This is a genomic window from Actinotalea sp. Marseille-Q4924 (genome assembly GCF_916618755.1).
Taxonomy (GTDB): Bacteria; Actinomycetota; Actinomycetes; order Actinomycetales; family Cellulomonadaceae; genus Actinotalea.
This window is the reverse complement of sequence record NZ_CAKAKB010000001.1, coordinates 302,590-322,495: the sequence shown is the minus strand read 5'-3', so window position 1 is coordinate 322,495 and position 19,906 is coordinate 302,590. Positions and strand designations below refer to the sequence as shown.

Below are 19,906 nucleotides of genomic sequence, written 5' to 3'. Positions count from 1 at the left end.
GGGCTCAGCCCACCGTCGCGAGCAGCGTGAGCACGCGTTGCAGCAGGAGCGCCGCGGCCGACTCGTCGTAGGACGACAGGCTCGAGTCCGCGAAGAGGTGCGCGTCGCCGGGGTAGAGGTAGAGCTCCGCGTCCGACGACGACGCCACGAGCGCCTCCGCGGCCTGGAGGTCGCCCTCATCGACGAACCACGGGTCGCGCTCCATGCCGTGGATCTGGACGGGGACGCCGTCCGGCCACGCGTCCCCGAACTCGCTCACCGGGAGGCAGGAGTGGGCGAAGACGGCGCCGGCCACGCCGGGTCGGGTCTGCGCGAGCATCTGGGCGGGCACCACGCCGAGGGAGAAGCCGATCGGGACGACGGCGCCCGCGACGCCCTCCGCCGCGGCGCGTCCCCGTTCCAGCACGGTCCCGAAGCCGATCTCCTGCGCGTGGGCGACGCCGGCCTCCACCGAGTCGAACGTGCGGCCCTCGAACAGGTCCGGGACGTGCACGGCATGACCCGCCTCGCGGAGACGGTCGGCGAACGCGCGGACTCCCTCGGTCAGCCCGCACGCGTGGTGGAACAGCAGCACCTCGGCCATGGACACCCTCCCCTGTCACGGCGAGCCGGCGGCAACGCCTCAGGCGATCCTGCACCAGGCCACCGACATGCGTCAGGGGTGGGTCGAGCGGCGCCCTGACGCGTCGCCGCGGTGGACGGAGCACGCCGGTCGTCCGGTACCCTCTACACGCCTGGAGGATTCGCCTAGTGGCCTATGGCGCACGCTTGGAAAGCGTGTTGGGGTAACACCCTCGGGGGTTCGAATCCCCCATCCTCCGCTGGCTGAAGGGCTCGTGACCTGCCGAGATGGGGGTGGCGGGCCCTTCGTCGTGCCTGCCGTGGTGCTGGGCAGAGACGAGTCAGCCCAAGCCCTCGAACACGTCGCGCAGTCGCGGTTCCACCGACCCGCGCGGAGGCCACGCGATGGTGTGCGTCTCGTGGGTGCTGCCCCGCAGGAAGCTCGCGTCGGCGACGTGCGGCGGCAGGAGGACGTGCGCCTGACTCCGGTGCTCGCGCAGCCCGGCCAGCAGCCGCCGGCCCACGCTGCCGGTGCGCACGTCGACGTGGATGCGCTCGTCCGGGACGGCGCGTAGGTGGTAGAGCCGCTCGGGATCCCAGACGGGGAAGCCGTTGGCGATGCGCCACTCCTGGTGCCTGGTGAACCAGTACTGACCGATGGCGCTGTGCAGCAGCCGACGCAGGCCCGGCCCGCCGTCGCGGCGGACCTGGTGGAACGCCGCGTCCGTCGCGACCCCGACGGCGACGTGGTCCGGGTGTCCCGTGATCCCGTCCGGCCCGAAGGTGATCACGACGTCGGGTCGTTCCTCGTCCAGGAACCGGGCGACCGCCGCGGTGAGGTCGTCGACGGGAACGGCGGCGACCGTCCCGTCGGGGACGCCGAGCCACTCGTGACGGTCCGGCACGCGACCGACCGCCCGCCACGCGCGCTCGTCCTCGAGGCGACGGAGGGCCCCCAGGCCGTCCGGACCCATGTCGACACCGGGTGCCACCTCGCCGGCGTCCCCGTCCGTCGCATGGAGGACGACCAGCCGGAAGTCGGGGTCGTCGGCGTGCAGGCCCACGGAGCCGTACGTCGTGTAGGTCTCGTCGTCGGGATGAGCGACGCAGACGGCCAGGGTCCGACGGGTCATGGAGGGCACCGTACTGCGGGCCTGCACGACGCCGCCCTGGTCGAACGCCTCCGGGCCGCACGCTGGACCGGGCTCAGGGCGCCCTCGTCAGGTCACCGGGCGCCAGGCTCACGTCGACCCCGACCAGACGGGCGCGGAACCCGTCGTCCTGCACCTCGACGTCGTCGAGCACCATGCCCTCGGGGACACCCTGGATCGTGTGCTCGATCGTCACGGCCTCCCGCACGAGCGCCGCGAGGACCCCGGAGAGGAACGACCCGCCGCCCACGTCGATCGACGTCGGCTCGATCACCAGCCGGCCCTCCACGACCTCGACGGTCCCCCGCGCCGACACGCTCAGACGCCGGCCCAGCAGCTCCGCGCTGCGCGCGACCGTCGCCTCGCCGCGCGGCCCCGCCCCCACCACGACCCCCTCGCCGACCTGCTCCGCCACCAGCTCGAACGGCACCGTCGCGTCGAGGACCATCGACGCCGCCGTCAGCCCCGCCGGGCCGGTCCGGACGTCGACACCGTCGGCCCGCACGTCGCGCAGCAGGCCGTCCGCGGTGGCCAGGGACCCGGCCTCGAGGGTGACGTCGCCCATCCACACCTCCCCCTCCGCCAGGTCCGTCGGGGCGGCGGGGTCCTCGCCCGCTGGCTCCCCCGGCTCCCCGCCGTGGCCACCACCCGCCGTCGGGCGTGGGGACGGGGCGTCCGCCCGCCCGGCCGGCTCGCTCAGGACCACGAACCCGACGACGCCGACGAGGACCAGGACCAGCACGGTGACGGCGGCCCCCACCAGGCCGTCGAGAAGACGCCGCCGCTCCATGCCGGTCAGTCTGTCGCTACCGCCGGGTGGCGGCGCGTCCTCGACCCCGTCAGGGCATCCGGTGACCATCGAGCCAGGACAGCGCGCCCCGCGCCGCGACCACGCCGGTGCTGAACGAGGCCTGGAGCAGGTACCCGCCGGTCGGCGCCTCCCAGTCGAGCATCTCCCCCGCGACGAAGGTGCCGGGGAGCCGGCGGAGCATCAGGGCGTCGTCGACCTCCGACCACGGGATGCCGCCCGCGGTCGAGATGGCCCGCTCGATGGGCATCGTGGCCGTCACCCGCACCGGCACCGCCTTGACCAGCCCCGCCGTCGAGTCGGCGTCACCGGGCAGCACACCGTCGCCCGCCTCACGCAGGAGGGCTGTCGACACCGCGTCGAGCCCGAGCGACCGGCGCAGCCACGTCGAACCCGAGTCCTTCGGTCGGCGACGGCCGAGCCGCGCGGCCACCTGCGCGCCACTGAGGTCGGGGCGGAGGTCCACCTCGAGGACGCACCGCCCGTCCTCGTCGAGGGCCCGACGGATCGCCGCGCCGATCGCGTAGACCGGCCCGCCCTCCAACCCGGTGCGCGTCACCATCGCGTCGCCGCGCGCCTCGTCCACGCGTCCACCACGAGCGCGCACCGCGAGGCCGACCTGCTTGAGCGGCACGCCCTCGAACCGCTCCGCGAACGTCGCGCTCCAGCCGACCCGCACCCCGACGTTCGCCGCCCGCAGGGGCGCCACGGCGACACCGCGCTCGGCGAAGAGCGGGACCCAGCCGCCGTCCGACCCGAGCCGCGGCCACGACGCGCCACCGAGCGCGAAGAGGGTCACGTCGCCGGCGGCCTCGCTCGTCGTCCCGTCGGCGCCGGTGAGGCGCAGTGCGGCGCCGTCGTCCGTCCATCCCGTCCACCGCTGCCGTCGCTCGAAGCTCACGCCGAGCTCGCCGAGGCGGCCGAGCCACGCGCGGACGAGCGGCGTCGCGCGGAAGGACCGCGGGAAGACGCGACCGCTGGACCCGACCACCGTCGGCTCGCCGAGGTCCGCGCACCACTGGCGGAGGTGCTCGGGCCCGAACACCTCCAGCATCGGCGCGAGCCTCTCCGCGGCCGCACCGTACCGGGGCAGCATGCGCTCCAGGTCCTCGCTGTGGGTGATGTTCAGCCCGCCGTGCCCGGCGAGGAGGAGCTTGCGCGGGACCGACGGCATCCGGTCGTAGACCCGCACTGCCACGCCGGCGCGGGCGAGCACCTCCGCCGCGATGAGTCCGGCCGGGCCGCCGCCGACGACGACGGCCGCGCTCATGCCGGGATCCCGACCGTCGAGGGCGAGAGGGAGCACATCGCCGGAACGTATCCCACGGACGGCGTGCGGCCGGCGTGGTGCTCCCCCGGAGCGCGCTGCCCGTACGGATGCGTCCGGGCCGGTGCCTTCGGCGCCGGAGCCGGTCGAAGCCTCGGCGGCGAGTCAGACCCCCGGGTCCGCGAGGCGCGTCAGCACGTCGAGCGTCTCCTCGGCCCAGGCGAGGGTGGCGCGAGCCGCGTGCTCGCCCGCCGACACCGTCATGAGCCAGTACGGCTGCTGGGGGTGCCCGGCGTCGACCTCCGCGCTGCGTCGGGCCTCCGCGAGGCGCACCAGGGTCTCCTCGGCGCGCCGTCGGGCGTCCAGCACCAGGTCGGTGCACGCGGCCGGGCCGAGCACTCCGCCGAAGAACAGGCGCAGGAGCAACCCGTTGCGCGGCGGGGCGGCGACGACCGGCTCCCGCAGCAGCGCCACCAGGTGCTCCCGCCCGGCCGGCGTCAACCGGTGGACCGGCGACCGTGAGCGCGACGACTCCACGACCTCCACGAGCCCGGCCTCCCGGAGTCGCGCGAGGGCCGGGTAGATCTGCCCGAAGGACTCGCTCCAGAACATGCCGAGCTCGCTCACGATCGCCTCCCGGAGCGCGTACCCCGTCATCGGCTCGACGGACAGTGCGGCGAGGACGGCAAGCTCTGTCTGCGACGGCTTTCCCACATGCTTGACTCTATCTGGCAGATACCTCCATATCTGGCAGACATGAGCCAACCGAGCGCCCTGACCGCTGCCGCCGCCGGTCTGGCCGCTGCGCTCCTCATGGGCCTCGTCGTCTTCCAGGTCGCACTCGCCGCGGGCGCGCCGTGGGGGCGCGCCGCCTACGGGGGTGCCGCAGCACGGGTCCCCGGCCGGCTGCGGGCGTCGTCGGCCGTCGCGGCGGTGGTGTGGGCCGGTGTGCTGCTCGTCGTCCTGCGACGTGCCGGCTACGCCGTGTGGGCGCCGCTGCCGGACAGCTGGCTCCCGACCGCCACGGTCCTCGTCGTCGTCCTCCTGGTCGTCGCGTGCGTGCTCAACGCGATCACGCCGTCGCGGCTCGAGCGTGCCATCTGGCTGCCCGTGTCCGTCCTGCTCCTCGCGGCCTGCGGGACGGTGGCTCTGACGGCGTGACGGCCCACCGCCGCCCCGGTCGGACGTAGGCTCGACCCGTGGCGACCTTCTCCTCCCTGACCCGGCATCACGTCCTTCAGGCGATGGAGGACCACGACGCCCGCGGCGCCGAGGACTTCCTCGCCGCGTACGGCTTCGAGCCGCAGACCGAGTACGCGCTCGTGCACGAGGAGCGCCGCTACGACCTGCGTGCCGTCGTCGGGGTCGCGCACCGGTTCGCGACGGGGCGCCTGGCCACCGCGGAGGAGTTCGCCAGCAGCATGGACGGCGTCGTCGGCATCCTGCGGCGCCGTGGCTTCGAGGTGACCGAGCCCGCGTCGGTGATGCGCGCGGCGGCGCGGAAGTCGGTCCGGGCACCGGCCCGGGGGACCCGCGCGCCCGCCACGCGGGCCGCCAGCACGCGGACGACCAGCCGGGCACGGGAGGAGAGGCCGCCGGCGATCTGCCCGACGTGCTCCATGGCCCTCCCCGGGACCGGCATCTGCGACGACTGCGGCTGAGGTCCGGCCCGTGGGCCGCCGCGACGTCGTCAGCCGGCGGCGCGTCCTGGAGGCGCTGCGATCTGCACCTCGTCGTCGCGCACCGGTGACGCGGGTGTCCCGTTGACCGCCACGCACGCGCGCTCCCAGGGCCGCTGACGATCGAAGAACGCCAGCTCCGCCCTCATCCAGTCGTGCCAGAACGCCGTCGCCTCCGCCAGGTCGCCGTTGACACCCTGCTCGACGTCCCGCGCGATACCGCGCTCCTCGGCGAGGCCGAAGTCGGACTGCACCCACACCGTCGCGTCGACGAGGTCGGCATGCTCGGCGTGGCTCGCCCCGGTGCCCTCGACGACGACGAGATCGAGACCGGCCGGCACCTCGATGGCGCCGTCCCGCCCACGGGCCTCCCACTGCGGGGGCCGGAACGACAGCGCACGCCCGTCCCGCAGGGGACGCAGGACGTCGTCGGCGAGCAGGTGGCCCCACTCGTACAGCGGCTCCCACCAGGCGAGGTCGTCCACGTGCACGACGGCGGATCGCGGCACCATCCGGTGCAGCCGCGACGCGAGGGTCGACTTCCCGGACGCACCACGCCCGTCGACCGCGACGACGCGCGGACGGTCCGGCGGGTCGCCGGCCTCGGCGTGGACAAGATCCAGCAGCTCGCGCATCGTCACGGTCCGCCAGGGGCCGAGCTCGGGTTCACCAGGGGGCAGCTTCACGGCGCCCATCTCACCGCACGCCGACCCGTCCGCGCGGCGGATCGGACCTCGCAGACCATCGCGAGCGCGGGCCGTCGTCGGGCGTCGGGATACTGGACCGGTGACGGACGTGCGCTGGCCCTGCGGGACGGGTCTGCTCTACGGCGAGTGCTGCGGGCCGCTCCACGACGGCGGGCGCGCACCCACGGCGGAGCGCCTCATGCGTTCCCGCGCTCCACGAGGTCAGCCGGTTCGTCCGGGAGGACCGGCAGTGGCTGTACGTGGACGGCGCCGTCTCCTGACCCAACCGGTCGCTCACCCGGTCATCGCGGAGGGTTCACCGTGCCTGGCGCGGTGAACCCTCCGCGCTCCTGCCCGCGCGGTGGGGCTGCGCCGGTGCCGCCGCAGGAGGGGCCCGCCCGATGGGCCCGCTCAGAGCGTGATCGCGCCCGTCGCGAGGGCCCACACGCCGACGACGGCGCCGACGACCGACACGGCGAAGATCACCATCTCCGGGCGTGAGAACACCCGCCGGCCCTGCTCGCGACGCGCCATGACGAACAGCACGGTCGCGGGCGCGTAGAGGACGAACGACAGCAGCAGGTACGTCGGTCCCGCGGCCCACAGCAGGAACGCCGTGTACGCGGTCGCCAGCCCCGCGACGACGACGTCGCGCCGCCACACCCGCTCCCCCGTCGCGTACCCCTCGCGCCGCAGGACCAGGCGCAGGCCGTACCCCGCGGCCAGCAGGAACGGCACGAGCACCAGCGCGCTCGTCAGCTCCAGCGCCAGCCCGAACGCGTCCTCCGACGCGAGCGTCACCACGAGCAGCACCTGGACCACGACGGAGGTCAGCGCCAGCGCACCGACCGGCACGTCCTTCCGCTCGCGGGCCAGGAACCGCGGCATGTCCCGATCCTTGGCGGCGACGTACATCACCTCCGCCGCCATGAGCGTCCACGCGAGGTACGCGCCGCCCACGGACACGACCAGTCCGACGGCGACGAGCACCGCACCCCACGGGCCGACGGCGGCTTCGAAGACCCCGGCCATCGACGGCTCGTCGAGCGCCGCGAGCTGCGCGCGCGGCAGGATCCCGTAGGCGACGACCGTCACGGACGCGAAGACCGCCAGGACGCTGAGGAAGCCCAGCAGGGTCGCGCGGCCGACGTCCTCGCGGCGCCGCGCGTGGCGCGAGTAGACGCTCGCCCCCTCGACGCCGAGGAAGACGAAGACGGTCGTGAGCATCGTGGCGCGGACCTGCTCCCACAGCGGCGGCGCACCCGCGCCGCCGGAGAGGTTCTCCGCGAACACCGCCGGGTCGAAGACGAACGCGGTGAGCAGGACGAACGTGAGGATGGGCAGCAGCTTGGCGACGGTGACGACCCGGTTGACCGCCGCGGCCTCCCGCACGCCGCGCCGGACCAGCGCGTAGAACACCCACAGCCCGACCGAGGACAGCACGACGGCGATCACGGTGTCGCCCTCGCCGAGCGCCGGGACGACCGCACCGAGCGTCGACATGATGAGCACCCAGTACGTGACGTTCCCCGCGCAGGCGCTGGCCCAGTACCCGAAGGCCGAGAAGAAGCCGAGGTACTCCCCGAAGCCTGCCTTGGCGTACGAGTAGACGCCGGCGTTGAGCTCCGGGCGGCGGACGGCGAGGTTCTGAAACACCAGGGCGACCATGAGCATGCCGGTGCCGGCGACCGTCCAGGCGACCAGGGCCCCCCAGACGCCGGTCTCCGCGGCGAAGCGTCCCGGCAGCGAGAACACCCCTGCCCCGACCATCGAGCCGACGACGATCGCGGCGAGCGTCGGGACGCCCACCGTGCGCGCGGCGCCGACCGGCGTCGTCTCCGTACTCGTGCTCACCGAGACCTCCACCACATACCTATAAGTAACACCTCAGAAGTATGCAGCCTGCCGGCGACGGAGAGGCACGCCGCAGAGCGCTACCGCCGCCCTCCGTGCGCGAGGCGTGTCCGGCCTCACAGCCCAGCGGCGGTGCGCGCCGCCTGCTCCACGCGTTCCCGGTAGCCCGTCCACCACGACGCGTCGCCGTCGGCCATGTTGTCGTTGTCCGCGCGCAGCCCGACGGCGCCGTCGAGGAGCTCCCGGACGACATCCATCTGACCCGCGTGCCGGTTCGTCTCCGCGAGGACGTGGACGAGGATCCAGTGCAGGCTCACCGACCCGTCCGACCACCACGGCACGCGGCCGGTGTCGTCGAGCGCGAGCTCCTCGATCGTGCGGTCCGCCGCGGCGCACACCCGGCGGTACAGCGCGACGACCTCCTCCCGGCTTTGGTCCGCCGTCGCCCACATGTCGACGTTCGGCGTGGTCTCGTCGTGGAACCAGTCCGGGACGTCGTCCAGCGGCCGGTCGAACGTCAGGCAGAGGTAGCCCCACTCGATCGTCGCCAGGTGCTTCACCAGCCCCAGCAGGTTCGTCGCCGTCGGCGTCATGGGTCGGCGGACGTCGTACTCGGACAGCCCGTCGAGCTTCCACAGCACCGCCTCGCGGACCGACCGCAGGTACCGGTGCAGGTCCGCCTTCGCGTCGTCGCCCGTGCTCGCCATCCGACGCACCCCTCTCAGTCCCCGACCGCGACTGGTCGCGACGGGTCGCGCACCCAGTGCGACCACGAGCCCGCGTACAGCGCCGCGTCCACGCCGACCTCGTGCAGCGCCAGCACGAGCTGCGCCGCCGTCACGCCCGACCCGCAGTACGCGCCGACCGTGCCCGCGGCGGAGAGCGCCGCGCCGAGCACCTCGTGCAGACCCTCGGCCGGCAGGTAGCGCCCGTCCGGACCGAGCAGCGCCGAGGTCGGCACGTTCACCGCCCCCGGGATGTGCCCGGCCACCGGGTCGATCGGCTCGACCTCGCCGCGGAACCGCTCCGCCGCGCGGGCGTCGAGCAGCACCGTGGCGCCGCCTGCCAGGACGTCGTCGGCGTCGAGGACCGGCAGGCGACCCGGGCGGAGGACGACGCCCGCGGCCGGCTCCGGCACGACGTCACCGCTCTTGAGCGACCGCTCGGCCGCGACCCACGCCGGGAGCCCGCCGTCGAGCACCCGGACGCGCTCGTGCCCCGCCCAGCGCAGCACCCACCAGGCGCGCGCCGCGGCGGCGGCCACGCCGCCGTCGTAGACGACGACGGCCCGCTCGGGCGTCAGGCCCAGACGACGGAACGTCGCCTCGAGCGCGTCCGCGGACGGCAGGGGGTGCCGCCCGCCCTCACCGGGCGGCGACGCGAGCTCGCGGTCCAGGTCGAGGAACACCGCCCCGGGCAGGTGGCCCGCCTCGTAGCCGGCCCGGTCCGAGCCGGCGAGGGTCCACCGGACGTCGAGCAGCAGCGGCGGCGGGGCGTCGTCGTCGTCGTCGGCGAGCAGTGCGGCGAGGGCATCGGGTGCGATGAGCGCTGACGTCACCGGACCACTCTGCCACCGGCTCAGCGGAGGGCCGGGGCCTCGAGGAGCCGTCGGGCCGCGACGCCGATCGCCGCGCTGTACGTCGGGTAGGCGAACTCGACCTTCGCGAGCGTCGAGACGTCGACCCCGGCGGCCATCGCCGTCGTCACCGCCTGGATGACCTCGACCGCGTTCTCCCCGACGGCGTGCGCACCGAGCAGGTACTCCCGGCGCCGGTCCGCCACGAGCTTGAGGAAGCCCCGCGGCCGGTCGTCGATGACGGGCCGCTCCAGCTCGTCGTAGGCGACCAGCGTCGTGACGCAGTGCTCGTCCCGCTCGCGCGCCTCCGGCTCGGTGAGGCCGACGTCGGCGTAGTCGGGGTCGGTGAAGCCGCCCGCCGGCAGGAGGTGGTGCGGCGTGCGCACCGTCGTGCCCAGCACGGCGTTGCGCGCCGCCGCCTCCGCCTCGGCGTTCGCCGCCTGGACGAGCATCGCCATCCCGTTGGCGTCGCCGGCGACGTAGACGTGCCCGACGTTCGACGCGAGGTACTCGTCCACCGGGATGCTCCCCCGCTCGGCGCGGACCCCGGCCGCCTCGAGCCCCAGGTCCTCGATCGCCGCCGGCCACCCCGTCGACATGATCACCGCGTCGACGACGACGTCCCGCGCCTCGCCCTCGGCGCGCCACGCCAGCCGGATGCCCTCGCCCGTGCGCTCCAGGCCCTCCACGGTCTCGATGCCCGTCTCGACGCGGACGCCCTGCTCGCGGAACGCCCGCTCGACGTGCGCGGAGACGTCCGGGTCCGTCTGGGCGAGGATGCGCGGCGCCACCTCGAGCAGCGTCACATCGCTGCCGAACGCGTTGAGGACCGTCACCAGCTGCGCACCCGTGTTCCCCGCGCCGACGACGGCGACGCGGCGCGGCAGGTCCGGCAGGTCCAGGACCTCCTCGGGCATCGTCGCCAGCTCGGCGCCGGGCACGGGCAGCCGCCGCGAGTGCCCTCCGACGCAGAGGATCACGGCGTCGGCGCGCACCCGTCGCACGGCGCCGTCGTCGCCCGTGACGTCGAGCTCGTGGGGCGAGACGAAGCGGGCCCGGCCGCGCAGGAGGTCGACGCCCGCACCGTCGAACCGGCCCGCGTCGTCCTTGGTGGCCCGGACGCGGTCGACGGTGTCGCGGACCCGGGCGACCGTCGTCGGCCAGTCGATGCGCTGCTCGGTCACCGAGATGCCGTAGGTGTCGGCGGTCCGCACCTCGCGCATGAGGCGGGCCGTCTTGGCGAGGACGCGCGTCGGGACGCAGCCGGTGTTGACGCACGTGCCGCCCGTGGGCCCGGCCTCCACCACGCCGACCCGGGCGCCGAGCTCGGCCGCGCGCACGGCCGCCGCGGTGCCGGCCGGGCCGGCGCCGACCACGAGGACGTCGAAGGAGTCGATCATGCGCCCACCCTGGCGGTTCCGACGGCCGGGCGCGAGGGCGGCGCGGCCGGGTCGCTCAGCGCGCGCACAACGCGGGGGCTTCGGGCGCCGCGCACGCGCCGCTCGCCCACGGCGGACACCCCGCAGGAACACCGCGGAGCCGCCCTCCGTTGCGGCAGGTGCACGAGCACCCGACCCGAGGAGACCCATGAGCCAGCGCACCGTCGTCATCACCGGCGCCAGCGACGGGATCGGCGCGGCCGCGGCACGTCGGCTGTCCGCCGGGGGCGACCGCGTCGTCGTCGTCGGCCGCTCCGAGGCGAAGACGCGCGCGCTCGCCGACGAGCTGGACGCCCCGCACCACCTCGCGGACTTCGCCGACCTCGACCAGGTGCGCCGCCTGGCCGACGAGCTCCGCGACGCCTACCCGCGCATCGACGTCCTCGCCAACAACGCCGGCGGCGTCATGGGCTCGCGCGAGGTGACGAAGGACGGCCACGAGAAGACGCTCCAGGTCAACCACCTCGGCCCCTTCCTGCTCACCCGGCTGCTGCTGGACCGCCTGCGCGAGAGCCGGGCGACGGTGATCAACACGTCCAGCGCGGCGGCGCGCCTCTTCGGGCGCATCGACCTGCACGACCTCCACAACGAGCGGCGGTACTCGGCGCAGAAGGCCTACGGCGACGGCAAGCTCGCCAACGTCCTGTTCACGCGGGAGCTGCACCGCCGTCACGGGGACACGATCGCGACGGCGGCCTTCCACCCGGGCGTCGTCGCCACGAGCTTCGCGACCGAGTCGCACAGCTTGTTCCGCTTCTTCTACCGCACGCCGCTGCGCCGGTTCTTCATGCTCACGCCCGAGCAGGGCGCGGACACGCTGGTGTGGCTGGCGACGTCCACGCCCCACGAGGACTGGACGCCCGGCGCGTTCTACGAGAAGCGCCGCCCCCAGCAGACCAACCCGCAGGCCGACGACGCCGCCCTGGCCGCGGGTCTGTGGGAGCGCAGCGCGGACCTGGTGGGCGTCGCGCCCTGACGACGCCGGTCCGCCGGGGCGCGGCGGCGGGCGTCAGGCGAGCCAGCCCGTGCGCTTCGGGCGGGCGGCCTTCGCCCACGCGCGGCGGAAGTCGGCACGGGCGCGGGCGGCGCGCTCGCGCTCCAGGCCGTGCAGGAGCCCCCAGGTGAACGCGTTCTCGCCGGCGAGGTGCGCCTCGATGCCGATCTGCCGCAGCGCAGTCCGTGCCACCACGCTGTCCTGGTGCTCGCCGAGCGCGTCCTGGACCGCCTCGACCCGCGCCGCGAACCGTGCGACCTTCCCGCCGAGGGTCGGAGCCACCGCCTCCGCCGCGTAGCGGACGCGGCGCACGCCCTTGCGGGCCTCGTGCAGGGCCACGTCCGCGTCGCCGTCGGGCACGGCCTCGACCCGGGCGGCGGCGTCCCGCCACACCCGCGCGACGGCCCGCGGCAGCACCGAGGCGGCCTTCTTCCGTGCCTTCGGCCGCCACGGCGGCGAGGCGAGGAGCGCGTCGAGGTCGTCGAGGAGCCGCAGGTAGCGGTCGCTGCCCAGGTGCTTGACGACGGCGTCCTGGGCCCGCCGGTGCTCGTCGCGCGCGCCGTCCTGCAGACGCCGCTCGGCCGGGCCGAGCACGAGCGCCACGTCCTGCTCGGCCAGCAGCCCCCCGATGCGGGCCGCGAGCACCTCGCCGTCCCGGGCCCGCGCGAGGGCCTCGCCGAGCACCTCGAGCTCGTCCCGCAGCGGGTCCGTCGCGGCCCGGTCGAGCACCGGCCGGAAGGTCCGGAGCACCGACCGCAGGCGGCGGGCCGCGACCCGCATGCGGTGGACGGCGTCGGGCTCGTCCTCGCGGACCTGCGGGTCGAGCGCGGTGAGTGCCGCCACCTGCTGGGCGACGTGCCGCCAGACGACGTCGCCCGCGCTGCCCTCGGGCAGGCCGCTGCTCGGATCGGCCGCCACGGCGGCGACGTCGGGCATCGCGGAGCGCAGCAGGCGGCCCACCTTGGACGCGTGCTGCGCCGGGACCGCCCCGGCGCTGAGGAGCCGCTCCCGTGCCGCCTCGAGCAGCGCGTCGTCGCCCTCGACGAGCTCGACCTCCCACTCGCGCCAGCCGCTGCCGGCGCCGTCCGCGCGGCCGACCGTGCCGTCGACGGCGTCGTCGGCGACCTCGGCGAGCACCGTCCCGTCGTCGGCGACGAGGCGGTGGACCTCGCGGCGCGTGCGCAGCGTCGCGACGGGCACGAGCGTCCCGGTGCGGACGTGGACCTGGACCTGGCGGCGCAGCTCGGCGGGGACCGTGCGGGTCGACCGCCCCAGGGGGAGCCGGGTCTCCGAGCGGTCACCGTCGGGCAGGGGGCGCTTGAGGTGCCACCCCTCGTCGGGACCGCCGGACCGCCGACGCAGCGTGATCCGGTTCCGCAGCAGACGCAGGTCCGCCGTGTCGAAGTAGACCGCCTCGTGGTCGATGACCTCCGGGCGCACCTCCGCCACGCCGGGCAGACCGCCGAGGGCGGGCAGGTCGACCCCGTCGGGCACGTCGAGCTTGATCTCGCGTTCCACCTGCGTCGTCGCCGCCATGCGCCCCATCGTGTCGGCTGCGGGCGACCGGCGCAGCCCCGCCGGTGCCGCGGGCGAGAGGTGCGGGTCGGTGTCCCCCTGCGCGACCGACCCGCACCCCCGCCCCGACCGGGCAGCGGTCAGGCGACGTGCACCGTGATCCGCTCGACCGCGCCCGTGCGCGCGAAGACGGCGGCGCTGAGGTCGGCCGGGAGCACGCCGTCGGGCGCCTCGACGGCCCGCCCGTCGGCGCGCACCACCTCGACGCGCGCCACGCGGGCCGAGCGCTCGGGACCCGCGTCGTCCCCGCTGCCCGGGCCGACGTGGCGGTAGACCACCGGCACCTGGCAGAACGTGAACGCCAGCGACCCGGCCGGCAGCTCCAGCTCGCGGGGCGTGCCGGCCACGTCGCGGTACCGGTACGTCGTCGGCGTCGCGGTCCACTCCGCCGCGCGCAGCAGCGCCGGCCGCACGACGACGCGCCCGTCCTCGACGCGCAGGCCCAGCTCGCCGAGGCGCGTCAGCACCTCCTCCTTGACCTGGCCCGTCATCCCCGGCTGCCGGGCCCCCCGACCCGCGGGCGTGTGCGAGTACGGGTCGATCGGGAAGGCGCCGTACCGCGCCGGGCCCTTGCAGTAGCCCAGGCCCTGCCGGACGTCCTCGTACGCGGCGGCGAGGTCGGCGACGACGTCGTCCGCGGAGCTCGTCGCGACGGCGCGCTCGTGGTGCTCCTGCACCGCGAGCAGCAGCTTGGAGACCATGTGCCAGTAGATGCTCCCGAGCCCCTCGAACGCGAAGAAGGAGCCGGAGCGCCCGGTGAACTCGGCATGGTGGAAGACCTCCTCGAACACGTCGAGCAGCGCGCCCCGCTCCCGCTCGACCAGCCCCGGGTCCACCGCGCCCGACGACGCCGCCGCGTCCAGCCCGGCGCGGACGTCCCGCTCGTTCCGCACGGCGGGGGCGAAGCGGTAGTCGCCGTGGCGGTCGCGCAGGACGACGGACCGGTCCCCGGCGTCCACCAGCGCCGCGAGCAGCGGCGACGTCGCACGGTGCGCCGGCACGTGGTTCTTGGCGAGGAACGTCGGCAGGTCCCGGTCCGGGTAGAGCATGTAGCTGTGCTGGTCGGCGCGGTAGAGCGCCGAGGAGCGGAGCGCGCCGAGCAGGTCGCGCGCCGCCTCCGGCCCGAGCAGGCCGGAGGAGAGCACGGCGACCTGACCCTCGAGCATGACCTGGAGGCGGCGCACGCCCGCGCCGTCGGCACGCAGGTCGAGCACGTTGTAGGAGTGGAACAGGCCGTCCTCGCGACGGTTCGCGCGCAGGCCGGAGTCGACGTACCGGCGGGCCGTGTCCAGCAGGGACCGCACCTGGTCCCGCTCCAGCGTGACGCGGTGGCCGTCGAACCCGCCGTACACCTGCGACCGGTAGGCGGTCCCTGCGGCGCCGAGCTCGTCCATGACGGTGCGGCGCAGCGCGTCGGTGAAGCCCTCGACGGTCGCGCCGACGTGCCGGGTGAGGGTCTGCAGCACGTCCCGGAAGAGGTCCCCGAGCTCGGTCGTCACGGTCACGTCGCGGTCGAGGAGCCCCTCGACGACGTCGAGGTAGCGCCGCACGTACGCGAGGGTGACCACGGACAGCCCGCGGCCCACGAGCGCGTTGTTGGCGTCGTTCCACTCCGGGCGCTGGGTGTTCATCCAGATGCCGCCCTCGGGCACGAGGTTGACCAGCTTCGCCAGCACGAGCAGCAGCAGCTTCTCCGCGAGCGTCACCCGCACCAGGTCGCCGTCGGGGCCGTGCACGAGGCGGCCGTCGGCGCCCTCGGTCGCCACGCGCCGTGCCACCGCGGCGTGGGCCTCCGCGTCGAAGGTGATCGTCGACGACGGGTCCGCCACCGTCCGCCGGTACGAGGCGATCCGGTAGGGGACGTCGGCGTGCGTGAACAGCGGCGCGTCGACGAGGGCGGGGAGACGCTCGGGGTGGAACCGCAGCGACGTCTCGAGCAGCTTGCACAGGTAGACGACCTGGTGGTCGCTCCAGTAGCCGATGTTCGCCCACGGGTTGTCCGGCTCCGGGACCTCCCAGTCGATGCCCGAGCGGGAGATCCGGTAGGGGTTGTAGCCGTCGGCCGTCGTCGCGTCGAGGAAGACCGTCGTCATCGACTCGACGTACTCGGGGAAGGACCAGGCCAGGGCCTCCCAGTTCTGGAAGATGTCCCGCCAGTTGCCCTGGTAGTCCACGGCGGTCCGGCCCTGGGCGTCGGTCAGCGCGATGCGGAACCTGTTCCAGGGCCGGCTGGGGTCCCCGTGGCGCCGGCTGAACGTCAGCGGCAGGTACTCGGCCGTGAGGCGGCGCAGGTCCGCGTCGCCGCTCGCGGTCGCCCGCTGCAGCAGGTCGCCGATGCTCAGCTGCTCGGGCAGCGCGTGGAGGACGTCGGCGCGGCGGCGGGACGTGCGCGGGCTGCGCTGGTCCACGAAGCGGCGCAGGTCCGCCGCCTCGACGGTGTACCCGTCGACCGGGATGCCGCCGCGCATCATGTTGAACAGCACGTTGGCGGCGTGGTGGGCCGCGGCCAGCTCGTCGCCGCTCACCTGGGCCCCGTCCGCCGTCGCGACGAGGCGCTCGAGCTCCGCGCGGGTGGCGGCGACGTCGTCGGCGAGGCGCGCGGCGACGTCGGTGGCGGCGAGGTCCGCCTGGAGGTCGACGACGGCGGCCGCGTCGAGGTCGACGTCGGCGACGACGGACCAGCGGCGGTCCTGACCCGGCTCGACGAGCACCCGGCTGCGCACGAGGTAGGCGCCGCGCTCGCCGCGGACCTCCGTCTCGGGCGTCACCGCGTCACCGAACGCGAACGCGGTCACCTGGCGGTCCGAGAGCAGGTGGTCGACGTCCTCGAGCCCGACCTGCCACGCGACGTTCGTGTGCAGCGACTCGCTCGGCTCGGCCAGGTCCGTGAGGTGGGAGCTGAGGTAGAGGAGGCCGAGCCCGGTGGCGGGGTCGACCTCGGTGCGCTTGTACGCGTCCAGGAGGCTGCTCAGCTCGTTCTGGACCTGCACGCCGGCGCCGGCCGGCAGCAGGTTCCGGAAGCCGTCGAGCACCTCGACCTCGCGGGGCGCACCCCCCGTCGCGGCGAGCGAGCCGGTGCGGACGACGCCGTAGCGGGCGCTGGTCTGCCATGTCGCGCGGAAGCACAGACCCAGGTCGCCCCGCGCCTCCTCCATGACCAGCGTCGTGCCGAGCACGTCCTTGTAGAGGTCGCGCTCGACGGCCGGGTCCCCCGGCCGCAGCGGCGCGAACGGCTCCCAGACGACGACGCCGTCGTCGGTGGCGACGCGCAGGACCGTCAGCCCACCGGTCGAGCGCGCCCCGTCGGTGACCTTGTCCTCGGTCGTGTACGGGAACAGTGCCCGGTCCGCCTCGACCCGTCCCGCCGTGACGCCCCCGGTGCTCGCGAGGAACACCCACAGGTCGCTCGCGCCGACGAGGGTCATGAAGAAGGCGGGCATCCGGTCCACGTGGCGGATCCGGTAGAACGGGCGGCCATCGAGGTCGACGAGGTCGCCCGTCACGCCGTGGTCGTCGACCGGGGAGCCGCCGGGTGCGGAGGGTGCGGTGGGGCGGGCAGCGGCACCGATGGACATGGGGCTCTCCTCGTGGGCGCCGGGACGTCCGGACGCGTACGGCTCCCCCTGATCGCCGCACCGGCGCGGCGAGAGAGCGCTCTCTCACTCTGCCAGACGGATGGCGGACAGGCAACGGACGACACTCGCGAGCGCGCGCCGCTCTCCCGGCGGCTGTCACCGCGCACGCCGGCGCGACGGAGGGTTCCGTCAGGCGCCGACGAGGTCCCGGCGCGCAAAGGCCGCGAACCCGACGGCGCCGAGCGCCAGGGCGACACCCAGCATCCCCAGGGCGGCAGCCACCCCGAAGGGGTCGACGGGAACGAGCGCGAGGTGGTGGAAGGGCGAGACCGCGACGAGGAGGTCCGGCCACGCGAGGGGCGGCCCGACGAGCTCGAGGACGTAGAGCAGCATCGCGACGGACGCCGTGACACCGACGACGAACCGTGGCGCGAGCCCCTGCAGCGCCACGGCGAGGCCCAGGAAGACGGCGACGACGGGCAGCGGGTTGGCCATGGCGGCGAAGGCGTCCGCGGCGTCGAGCCCGGCGCCCGCCGCGGTCGCCCCGAGCCAGGTCGCGGCGCCGGCCACCGCGCTCAGGACCACGGCGTCGACGACCGCCACGACGACGTGGCCGGCGAGCCAGTGCCACCGCGGGACGGGTCGCACGAGGAGCTGCTCGAGCCGGCCGGAGTCCTCCTCGCTGCGGGCCGCACCGACCCGCCACGCCACGCGCAGGCACAGCGCCAGGCCGGTGATCACGCCCATCATGGACACGAACCCGCCGGTCACGTCCTCGCGTGCGATGCCGAGGACGGCCAGCATCTCGAGGTACGCCGGGTCCTCGTCGAGGTAGCGCTCCAGGCTCGGGAGCATCCAGCCCACCGTCGCACCGACCGCAGTCAGGCCGACCGCCCACCCGGCGAGCGTCGCAGCGGCGGACCTGGCGGCGAAGCGCGTCGGTCCTCCCAGGAACGCCGTCGTCGACCGCTCCCGACGCGCCGCGCGGACGACTCCCGCACCCGTGTCCCGCCGGCCGCGGAGCGCGAGCGCGGCAGAGGCGAGCACGACGGCGGCCCCGAGCGGCACGAGGAGCGCCGTCCACCGCTCGTCGCCGAAGGACTGCAGCCGGTCGTTCCACCCCAGGGGGGTGAACCACGCGAGCCACGCCCGCCCGTTCGCGCTGTTCGCCACCATCCGCAGCAGGAACGCGGCGCCCAACGCGCTCCCGGCGACCGCCAGCACCCGACCGCGGCTGCCGAACACCTGCGACAGGAGCGCCACCAGGCCCACCTGCGTCAGACCGAACCCTGCCAGCAGCGAGCCGAACGCGGTCGCGCCGGCCGCGTCGGTGCCGGCTGCCGCGAAGGCGAGCCCGACGGCGGCTCCCACCAGCACGGTCGCGCCGCCGAGCGCGGCGAGCTGGGCGGCCAGGACCCGGCGCGGGTGCGCGGAGCCGGCGAGCAGCCAGTCGGTGCGACCGGCCTCCTCGTCGCCACGCAGCAGCCGGGCCGTCGCCACGACGGCCCACAGACCGAGGACGACCTGCATGAGCCAGCCGGCATCCCACACGACGAGCGCCCCGATCGACGTGCCGGCCGGCACGCCCGACAGCATGCGCACGGCGGGGTCCTCGCCGAGGCGGGCGACGAGGTCGCGCGAGGCCTGCGTCGGGTAGGTGGCCTCGAAGACCTCGACCTCCAGGACGACGTACGCGACGAGCCCCACGAGGAGTGCGACGACGCCACGCCGCAGGAGGAGCACCCCCAGCCGGGCGACCGCACGCGCGGGCTCGCCGTCGGCCGGTGGCGCGACGGCGCGGTGGCGAGGCTCCATGAGCACGGCACCGACCTCCTGCGCTGGTCAGTAGTAGGTGAGGAAGATCTCCTCGAGGGACGGCTCCTCGGTGCGCAGCCGCGTGACCGGGAGGTGGGCCAGGCGCTCCAGCAGCGGTCCGGGTGGCCCGGTCACGGACAGCCGGACGCCGCCGTCGACCCGCTCGACGTCCGTGACACCGGGCACGTCGGTGAACGCCGGCACCTCGCCGTCGAGCTGCACCTCGACGACGGTCGTGTGCAGCGCCCGGAGGTCGTCCAGGGCGGCCACCTCGACCAGGTGCCCGGCCCGCAGGATGCCGACGCGGTCGCAGAGGTCCTCGACCTCGTCGAGGATGTGCGACGACAGGAAGATCGTCTGACCCCGGGCCGCCGCGTCGCGCGCGACCGCCTGGAACTCCTCCTCCATGAGCGGGTCGAGCCCGGCGGTCGGCTCGTCCAGGAGGAGCACGTCCGGACGGGACTGCAGCGCAGCGACGAGGGCGACCTTCTGGCGGTTCCCGCGCGACAGGGTGCGCACCCGGCGCGACGGGTCGAGCTGCAGGCGCTGCACCAGCTCCTCGCGGAAGGCGAGGTCGACGCGGCCGGACAGCCGCCCCAGCAGGTGCAGGGTCTCCGCCCCGGTGAGCTGCGGCCAGAGCGCGACGTCCCCCGGGACGTACCCGATGTGACGGTGCACGCGAGCGACGTCGGAGACCGGCACACCGAGGATCTCCGCCGACCCCCTGGTCGGCCGCAGGAACGACAGGAGCAGCCGGATCGTCGTCGACTTCCCCGCGCCGTTCGGACCGAGGAAGCCGAAGATCTCACCGCTGCGGATGTCGAGGTCCAGGTCCTCCAGCGCGACCGTGCGCCCGAAGTGCTTGGTCAGGCCTCGGGTCCGGATCGCCGGCGTCGCCAACGCACACCTCCAGGGGCGGACGACTC

General features: G+C 75.0%; 17 protein-coding genes and 1 tRNA gene. 4 read left to right on the top strand and 14 right to left on the bottom strand.

Annotated features, from left to right (window positions below; genetic code table 11):
- Positions 1-4: 4 nt before the first annotated feature.
- Entirely contained in the window at positions 5-583 is a 579-nt protein-coding gene (locus LG379_RS01500; protein WP_225752829.1) for a dienelactone hydrolase family protein, read from the bottom strand.
- A 153-nt stretch (positions 584-736) separates the two neighbouring features.
- Between LG379_RS01500 and LG379_RS01495 the strand changes: the two genes are divergently transcribed.
- Positions 737-821, top strand: a tRNA-Ser gene (locus LG379_RS01495).
- Positions 822-902: 81 nt separating this feature from the next.
- Here LG379_RS01495 and LG379_RS01490 read toward each other — a convergent pair.
- From LG379_RS01490 to LG379_RS01475, 4 genes are all read right to left on the bottom strand, one after another.
- Entirely contained in the window at positions 903-1,694 is a 792-nt protein-coding gene (locus tag LG379_RS01490) for a PIG-L deacetylase family protein (protein WP_225752828.1), read from the bottom strand.
- Positions 1,695-1,767: 73 nt separating this feature from the next.
- Positions 1,768-2,502 (bottom strand): LmeA family phospholipid-binding protein, encoded by a 735-nt coding sequence (locus LG379_RS01485; RefSeq protein WP_225752827.1) that lies wholly within the window; start codon positions 2,500-2,502, stop codon positions 1,768-1,770.
- A gap of 49 nt (positions 2,503-2,551) precedes the next feature.
- Positions 2,552-3,790 carry a TIGR03862 family flavoprotein gene (locus LG379_RS01480; RefSeq protein ID WP_225752826.1) on the bottom strand — a complete coding sequence of 413 codons (1,239 nt, stop codon included), beginning with the start codon at positions 3,788-3,790 and terminating at the stop codon, positions 2,552-2,554.
- 162 nt (positions 3,791-3,952) lie between these two features.
- Complete coding sequence (locus LG379_RS01475) at positions 3,953-4,501, bottom strand: PadR family transcriptional regulator (RefSeq protein WP_225752825.1); 549 nt, start codon at positions 4,499-4,501, stop codon at positions 3,953-3,955.
- Positions 4,502-4,543: 42 nt separating this feature from the next.
- Here LG379_RS01475 and LG379_RS01470 point away from each other — a divergent pair, with 42 nt between their 5' ends.
- The gene (locus LG379_RS01470; RefSeq protein WP_225752824.1) at positions 4,544-4,948 is read left to right on the top strand and encodes a hypothetical protein; all 405 of its coding nucleotides are present in this window, start codon (positions 4,544-4,546) and stop codon (positions 4,946-4,948) included.
- A 38-nt stretch (positions 4,949-4,986) separates the two neighbouring features.
- Positions 4,987-5,448, top strand: a complete 462-nt coding sequence (locus LG379_RS01465; RefSeq protein ID WP_225752823.1) for a hypothetical protein — start codon at positions 4,987-4,989, stop codon at positions 5,446-5,448.
- Between the two features lie 29 nt (positions 5,449-5,477).
- Here the strand turns inward: LG379_RS01465 and LG379_RS01460 are convergent, their stop codons facing one another.
- The 5 genes from LG379_RS01460 to LG379_RS01430 all read right to left on the bottom strand — a co-directional run bounded on the left by LG379_RS01460 (position 5,478) and on the right by LG379_RS01430 (position 10,982).
- A complete protein-coding gene (locus LG379_RS01460; protein WP_225752822.1) occupies positions 5,478-6,152 on the bottom strand; it encodes a uridine kinase in 675 nt (224 codons plus the stop codon).
- Positions 6,153-6,563: 411 nt separating this feature from the next.
- Positions 6,564-8,006: a basic amino acid/polyamine antiporter gene (locus tag LG379_RS01445; RefSeq protein WP_225752821.1), complete on the bottom strand. Its 1,443-nt coding sequence runs from the start codon at positions 8,004-8,006 to the stop codon at positions 6,564-6,566.
- Between the two features lie 116 nt (positions 8,007-8,122).
- The gene (locus LG379_RS01440) at positions 8,123-8,713 is read right to left on the bottom strand and encodes a DinB family protein (protein ID WP_225752820.1); all 591 of its coding nucleotides are present in this window, start codon (positions 8,711-8,713) and stop codon (positions 8,123-8,125) included.
- Between the two features lie 14 nt (positions 8,714-8,727).
- Positions 8,728-9,564 carry a sulfurtransferase gene (locus LG379_RS01435; RefSeq protein WP_225752819.1) on the bottom strand — a complete coding sequence of 279 codons (837 nt, stop codon included), beginning with the start codon at positions 9,562-9,564 and terminating at the stop codon, positions 8,728-8,730.
- Between the two features lie 20 nt (positions 9,565-9,584).
- Positions 9,585-10,982 carry an NAD(P)/FAD-dependent oxidoreductase gene (locus LG379_RS01430; RefSeq protein ID WP_225752818.1) on the bottom strand — a complete coding sequence of 466 codons (1,398 nt, stop codon included), beginning with the start codon at positions 10,980-10,982 and terminating at the stop codon, positions 9,585-9,587.
- A gap of 187 nt (positions 10,983-11,169) precedes the next feature.
- On the opposite strand from LG379_RS01430, the gene LG379_RS01425 reads away from it, so the two are divergent.
- Complete coding sequence (locus tag LG379_RS01425) at positions 11,170-11,997, top strand: SDR family NAD(P)-dependent oxidoreductase (protein ID WP_225752817.1); 828 nt, start codon at positions 11,170-11,172, stop codon at positions 11,995-11,997.
- Between the two features lie 33 nt (positions 11,998-12,030).
- Here the strand turns inward: LG379_RS01425 and LG379_RS01420 are convergent, their stop codons facing one another.
- The 4 genes from LG379_RS01420 to LG379_RS01405 all read right to left on the bottom strand — a co-directional run bounded on the left by LG379_RS01420 (position 12,031) and on the right by LG379_RS01405 (position 19,880).
- On the bottom strand, positions 12,031-13,551 hold the full coding sequence (locus tag LG379_RS01420) for a CYTH and CHAD domain-containing protein (RefSeq protein ID WP_225752816.1): 1,521 nt from the start codon (positions 13,549-13,551) through the stop codon (positions 12,031-12,033).
- Positions 13,552-13,670: 119 nt separating this feature from the next.
- Positions 13,671-17,165, bottom strand: coding sequence for a hypothetical protein (locus LG379_RS01415; protein WP_225752815.1), 3,495 nt, complete (start codon positions 17,163-17,165; stop codon positions 13,671-13,673).
- Between the two features lie 189 nt (positions 17,166-17,354).
- Entirely contained in the window at positions 17,355-18,986 is a 1,632-nt protein-coding gene (locus tag LG379_RS01410; RefSeq protein WP_225752814.1) for a hypothetical protein, read from the bottom strand.
- 21 nt (positions 18,987-19,007) lie between these two features.
- Positions 19,008-19,880 (bottom strand): ABC transporter ATP-binding protein, encoded by an 873-nt coding sequence (locus LG379_RS01405; RefSeq protein WP_225752813.1) that lies wholly within the window; start codon positions 19,878-19,880, stop codon positions 19,008-19,010.
- Positions 19,881-19,906 lie beyond the last annotated feature (26 nt).